1 protein-coding gene is annotated in these 390 nt (G+C 55.6%); it reads right to left on the bottom strand.

Translation table 11 applies throughout. The annotated features are described in order from the left end of the window. Positions 1–390, bottom strand: a 390-nt coding sequence (locus QP381_RS08580) for a 3'-5' exonuclease (protein WP_285068516.1), incomplete at both ends; no start/stop codon positions are given.

The following is a 390-nucleotide window of genomic DNA, read 5'->3' as shown; positions in this document are numbered from 1 at the left end:
CTCTAGCGCTGCCCCAAAACTAATCCCGTTCGCGCTGGCGTGAGCCGCAATAGCGCCCTCAGCTTTAGCTCCGATACCCCGCCTGGGCACATTGAGCACGCGCCGGATGGACACCGTGTCATCCGGATTCGAAACGGCCCGAAGGTAGGCGATCGCATCTTTAATTTCGGCCCGCTCATAGAACTTTGTTCCCCCCACAACGCGGTAAGGAATAGCATCGCGCATCAGCACATCTTCAATGATTCGAGATTGCGCGTTAGTGCGGTAGAAGACCGCTATGTCGCCCCAGTCATAGCCTTCATCAGCCAGCTTATTGATCTGGTCGACAACAAAGATCGCTTCCCCACGATCAGATTCAGCAGCATCGACCACGATCTTGTCGCCAGAACC

It is taken from the genome of Pauljensenia sp. UMB6358 (assembly GCF_030216865.1).
Lineage (GTDB): Bacteria > Actinomycetota > Actinomycetes > Actinomycetales > Actinomycetaceae > Pauljensenia > Pauljensenia turicensis_A.
The sequence above is the reverse complement of the archived record's forward strand: the minus strand, read 5'-3'. Positions and strand labels throughout refer to the sequence as shown.